This window comes from Microcoleus sp. B13-B6 (genome assembly GCF_036705405.1).
Taxonomy (GTDB): Bacteria; Cyanobacteriota; Cyanobacteriia; order Cyanobacteriales; family Microcoleaceae; genus Microcoleus.
The window spans coordinates 1-5,105 of record NZ_JAUBUJ010000167.1; the positions used below are offsets into that span (position 1 = coordinate 1).

4 protein-coding genes are annotated in these 5,105 nt (G+C 49.2%); 1 reads left to right on the plus strand and 3 read right to left on the minus strand.

The genetic code is table 11. The annotated features are described in order from the left end of the window. Positions 1-399 precede the first annotated feature (399 nt). The 3 genes from QUB35_RS37030 to QUB35_RS37040 form a co-directional block, all read right to left on the minus strand. Positions 400-609 carry a hypothetical protein gene (locus QUB35_RS37030; RefSeq protein ID WP_333147771.1) on the minus strand — a complete coding sequence of 70 codons (210 nt, stop codon included), beginning with the start codon at positions 607-609 and terminating at the stop codon, positions 400-402. A 117-nt stretch (positions 610-726) separates the two neighbouring features. Further along, positions 727-2,424, minus strand: coding sequence for a CHAT domain-containing protein (locus QUB35_RS37035; protein ID WP_333147773.1), 1,698 nt, complete (start codon positions 2,422-2,424; stop codon positions 727-729). A gap of 4 nt (positions 2,425-2,428) precedes the next feature. Next, on the minus strand, positions 2,429-2,683 hold the full coding sequence (locus QUB35_RS37040) for a hypothetical protein (RefSeq protein WP_333147775.1): 255 nt from the start codon (positions 2,681-2,683) through the stop codon (positions 2,429-2,431). A gap of 1,415 nt (positions 2,684-4,098) precedes the next feature. Here QUB35_RS37040 and QUB35_RS37045 point away from each other — a divergent pair. Then, on the plus strand, positions 4,099-5,105 hold a 1,007-nt coding region (locus tag QUB35_RS37045; protein WP_333147777.1), incomplete at its 3' end, for a calcium-binding protein.

A 5,105-nucleotide genomic window follows, 5' to 3' on the forward strand; every position in this document is an offset into this window, starting at 1 on the left:
TCGGATACAGGTTTTTTATTTCACCGGTCCTGAGTCTGCTTTCGGAATGAATCACGTGGCGGGTATCCTGGATGCTTGATTGTCAAACTCACAGCCGCTTCCATAATTAATTATTGTGAAATAAGCGCGCTGAGGGTGAGGACGTTCTTAATTGTGGCAACTCTGGCTTTTATTGTCTTGTGCCGAATGACGAATGCTCCTGCGGCCGAATCAGCCCGCTCAAAAACGCATACAAGCCACCGACTCCTGTCGTGGAGAGATCAAAATTTTAGAGTCTTGTTCCTGTTCCCAGATTTATCTGTGGAGTAAAATTAAAATCTCAAATCCTTCGACTCAGGGCTCAAGCCGAAGTCTAAAATCTCAAATCGACTGACTAATTTTATATTAAGAGTCCCGGACTTACTTGCTCGACGAGAAACCCGGTTTCTTCCTCGATGCTTGGTTGGGCTGCTGCTTATTTTCGGTAAAAACCGGCTGGATGAACGTAAGTCCGAGATTCGATCGAGCAGCATACTTTCGATCGCGAATGGCCAGCGGCAGCCGATCGCGAATGGCCAGCAAAAACCCCACCCAGTTTGGAGCCGGGCCAAGGGGGTCTAAATTCAGCATTGCAGTGGGCGATCGCTTTTAGGAATGAAAAATAAATAAGGTGACTAATAGAGCAATAGTTGACCTTGGATCAAGGCTTCTGGGGTTTAATTGTGCAAGTTATTAATTTTTCATTCCTTAGTGACGTTGTTGCAGGTAATTTTGCGACAGGGGAGTCCGTACCGCCGGCAGTAACTCTTCTGGTTTCGTGCTTCGCTGGTTCGAGTGCCGCCACCCAAAAAAGCCAGCACTCAAAGCAACGGGCAATAAGCAAAGCATCAGGGCCACAGATTTTTTCAACCCCGGTTTTTTTAACGGTTTCTGAGTCGCTGCAGCGGCGCGAGTTGCTTGGATCGCCGCACACTCTGAATTAGGAATAGAGGAGGGCGAAGCCGTCGGTGAGTTCGGTGAATTAGCAGCATCGGGTCGATCGTTCTGGTGAACCCAATCCCTGCGATCTTTTAATTGGTTGGGATATTCCCAGACTTCGCCGTCAGAATTGTCTGACTCATGCGATCTATTGGCTGGGATTGGGGGGTATTGGGCGATCGCCGAAACCGAAGACGCAGCCTTCCATTCAGTACCCGCGATCGCCGGTTGCGTTCCCGACCCGATTATGTGCACCATAGAACCGGAGGTCGCGCTGTGGACTGGGGCGCCGGTCAAATAGCCGTCAAAGTCCGGGTGCTGGTAGAGAATCGGCAAAGCCCAGTATAGCTGGTGAGAACCGTAGGCAGAAATTAGCCCAGCTCTGGCCCGGCTCAGGCTGAGATCGACTGGATAGCCTTGATTGAGGTTGCGGTAAAACAACCGTGTCAGAGTTAGGGCTACATCGTCGGGGATGCTTTCTGCCATTGCTAGCACTGCCGGAATGCCCCGCTTCACTAGAGCTTCGGTTAAGTTCCGTTCCGGGCTGTCGTCCGCGAGGTCTGAGGGGTCGCCGTAGGCGCCGCGGCAGGAGTTGAACACGGCCATCTGAATACCGTTGTTAACGAGCAATCCAGCTAAGTCGTCGCCACTGAGGGTTTCGGTTAAGCCGGTGCGGCTGCTGACTAGGTAGAGTTCCCCACCTCTGGAACCTAAGTTGCTGTGGCCTGCGTAGTGCAGGACTTGGTAGTGTCCTTGTTCTAGGGCTTGGGTAAGTTGTTCTCGATCGGGCTGTTCGAGAATAGTCAGTTGAATTTCCGGGCAATGGGGGCTGTTTTTGAGAGGATGACCGGTGCGGTTTTGGAGTTCTTGTTGCAAATGGAGCACTTCTCGCTTAAGCTGCAAGCTGTCTCGATCGCTCGGAGAGGCGATCGCCATTAAAATTTTTAGTGGCCCACCACTAGGCAGTATCCGGGTTTGTTTGAACAAACTTGTACCTGGTTGGTAGCGAGAAAACACGACATCGGTGCCAGTTGCCAAAGGGCGATCGCCCGCGTGCAGCACTTCCCACGGCAGCCGTGGCAAGCGCCGGCCTTTGAGTCCGAGTCGCAGTTGCAGCACTTCTCGGCGGTGCTGGGCGATGCCTTGAGCGCAAGTCCAGCTATCGCGCAAGTTTCCTTGAAACAGCCCGCTGTATAATTGTTGTCCGAGCGCTACTAAATTCGGCACTGAGTTGGGTCCCGAACGGGAGAGGCCGCGACCGGCCAAACTGCTTCCGTGTAATGCTTTTCCCTGGAGCAAGCCCACCAGCGGGTCGTTCATCAGTTGAGCAGACAGTGCAAGCCATTCGTCGATCGGCCAGCGGACTTGTTGTTCGGCTAAGGGTACACCGGGTGCAACCCTTTCTGTCCGCACTAGATATTCGTCGTCCCCAACAGGGGTGACTGAGAGTTGAAATTCCTGGCTCACGGATTTAGCGCCCTCCCGCCTTAATTCTGAATTTGCCTGCGTTTTTGCGGCTAGCAAGAGCGATCGGCAAAATAATTTTTACTCTTTGAATCAAAGTTTCTGAATGCGCTTCCCCCGATCGGGCGATCGCTGGCGTCATATATATTTGTTCAAACACTTTGAGGATATAAAAGTTGTACTTTAATAACAGTTTATTAGTTTTGATTGCCCTGTGGCTCGGTGAAAGCCGAATTTTCTCCAATCTTGCTATCTTTAACATTTTGCACCTCTACCGCAGACCCCTTTAGATTTGTCGTGAACTTGAGTTTCTCATTGCTGAGTAAAGTTAAATTGGAGGCACTTTACCAGGCGGATCTCTAGTTCTTATTAAAATTACTTCGGCTCTCGCCAACCGGTTTCAGGGCAATATCGCAGGGAAATTTGAGTATTTTATTTTTTTGGGCGATCGGTCGATCGGTCTTTACGGCTTATCCTCTACCACCAACCCCCCATGTGTAATCTTGATTTTGTGTCAATTAATTAATTGGTCAGCCCTGGACTCTCATCCGTAAGCTCTCCGCCCTCATCCTTAAGACCTCAGTGGCGATCGATAATCGATAGTTGACCATCGATAATTGCTAATAACTTATTGCTAATTTTCCGCTTTTATGATATAGAAAACTTTTAATTTAACTCTCTTAATCTAGTTAAAGTTAAGCAGCAAAAATAAACTTAACCCGCCAAGAACTCTCAACAATACAAGGCAAATCAAATTATTCCGGTACTCTCCAGCAACCATCATTTTTGGCATCTAGAGGATTACGCCTCATCAGGCCGGTTTCTCGGAGAATTATTGGATTTGGTAGCGAAGTCTCTACAAAGGAATAGGGTTGGGCAGCCTCGCCGTGGGTCGTTCCCGCTCAAAATGCCGATCTTGCAACTGTCACCAAAAACGACTCCTGCATCTCTTACTCTGTTTGGAAAAATTTTACAATCTGTCTTGAGATAGATAAATTTTGGCAGGTTCTTAGTATTAATCAGAAAAAAAAAATTTTTCTCAGTTCGCGATGTTTCCTCAACTCGATAAAAATTTGTGCAACTAAAAATTAGAACAAATATTTGCCCGGGCGAATGATCTAAATTTTTAATTAATCATCGGGAACTAAAATTAGGAGGGTGCTGTCGTTTAGTCAAGAGATTCAAATCCTAGGTCAGGGAAGGATTTGTCAAAGCTGGGAGTGTTACAAAACTTTAATACACCCAGCCTAGATCGGAAAAAAAGCAAGGGTAGAATTTGGGGGATACAGGTTTTGGGTAGTTATTTAGGAGTTGTCAGTTGCGAGTTTAAATTCAGCTAATTCACTGTAGAAATTACGTAGAGAATCTACAATAAGGGGCCCTTCGGCGCAGCTTACTGGAGAAATTACCGAGAACAGCTCAAATGCTCGGCGCTTCGGCGCAGTAATTACAGTGTAGGTTGCAGAGCAATTAATTGTGGTACGCAATGGCAGAATATAAAACTCGCAACAGAGCGAAAAAAACCTTGCTGTTTAAGTGGCATCTATAATAGTAAAAATGAGGAAACCAGCTCCTCTAGCAGGCGAAAGCATGAAGTTATTTTTTTTTCTTCTGCAGCCTCCTGTTTGCTGATAAAGTGATTCTAAGAAGCTTACCTTTTTTGGGGAAATATCAACAATGGAACCAGACGTAACAACGTTAGAAAAAAAACCGGAAACACTTTTTCCCGTTCGAGAGGAAACACAAAATCCAGTCGGGAATTTAGGCAACAACAGCTCTACAATTACCGAGGAGGAGTTAGCCAAGTTAATTGAGCAAGCGATCGAAAACCCCGACGGCGTTACCACCAAATCTCCTGATCCGTCTAAGGGTGCATCCGAAACAGGTGCTGCTGATAACAAGCAAATTGCGGAATTTAACGGCGTACTAGAAGAAGGTGCGAGCAACGATGATGGCAGCGGCATTGATCGCCGAACCCTCGTTGGTGATGATAGCGATAACGTAATTGTCGCCACCGGCGATCGGGATAAGATATTCGGCCAAAAAGGCAAGGACAAAATCAAAGGAAACCCTGGCAAAAAAAATGAAATGTACGGGGGTAAAGATGACGATGATTGCGAGGGCGGCGATGACGACGATGTAATAAAGGGCGATCGTGGCAACGACAACGTTAAGGGCGGCAAAGGCAACGACACCCTTAACGGCGGTAAAGATAACGACACCCTTTTTGGCGGCAGCGGCAACGACACCTGCCAAGGCGATGACGGCGATGACGGGGTGCACGGCAACGAAGGAAAGGATGACGTTAACGGCGGCGCCGGCAACGACACCATCTACGGCGGCAAAGACGACGACAAGTGCGAGGGCGGCGAAGGCAACGATACCGTCAGGGGCGACGCAGGCAAGGACAACGTTAGCGGCGGCGACGGCAACGATAGCGTTAACGGCGGCAAAGATAACGATACCGTGCTAGGCGGTGGCGGCAGCGACGTTTGCAGCGGTGACGAGGGCGACGACAGCGTTAGCGGCGGCATCGGCAACGATACCGTGCTAGGCGGTGGCGGCAGCGACAACTGTGCAGGCGACGAGGGCGACGACAGCGTTAGTGGCGGCATCGGCAACGATACCGTGCTAGGCGGTGGCGGCAGCGACAACTGTGCAGGCGACGAGGGCGACGACAGCGT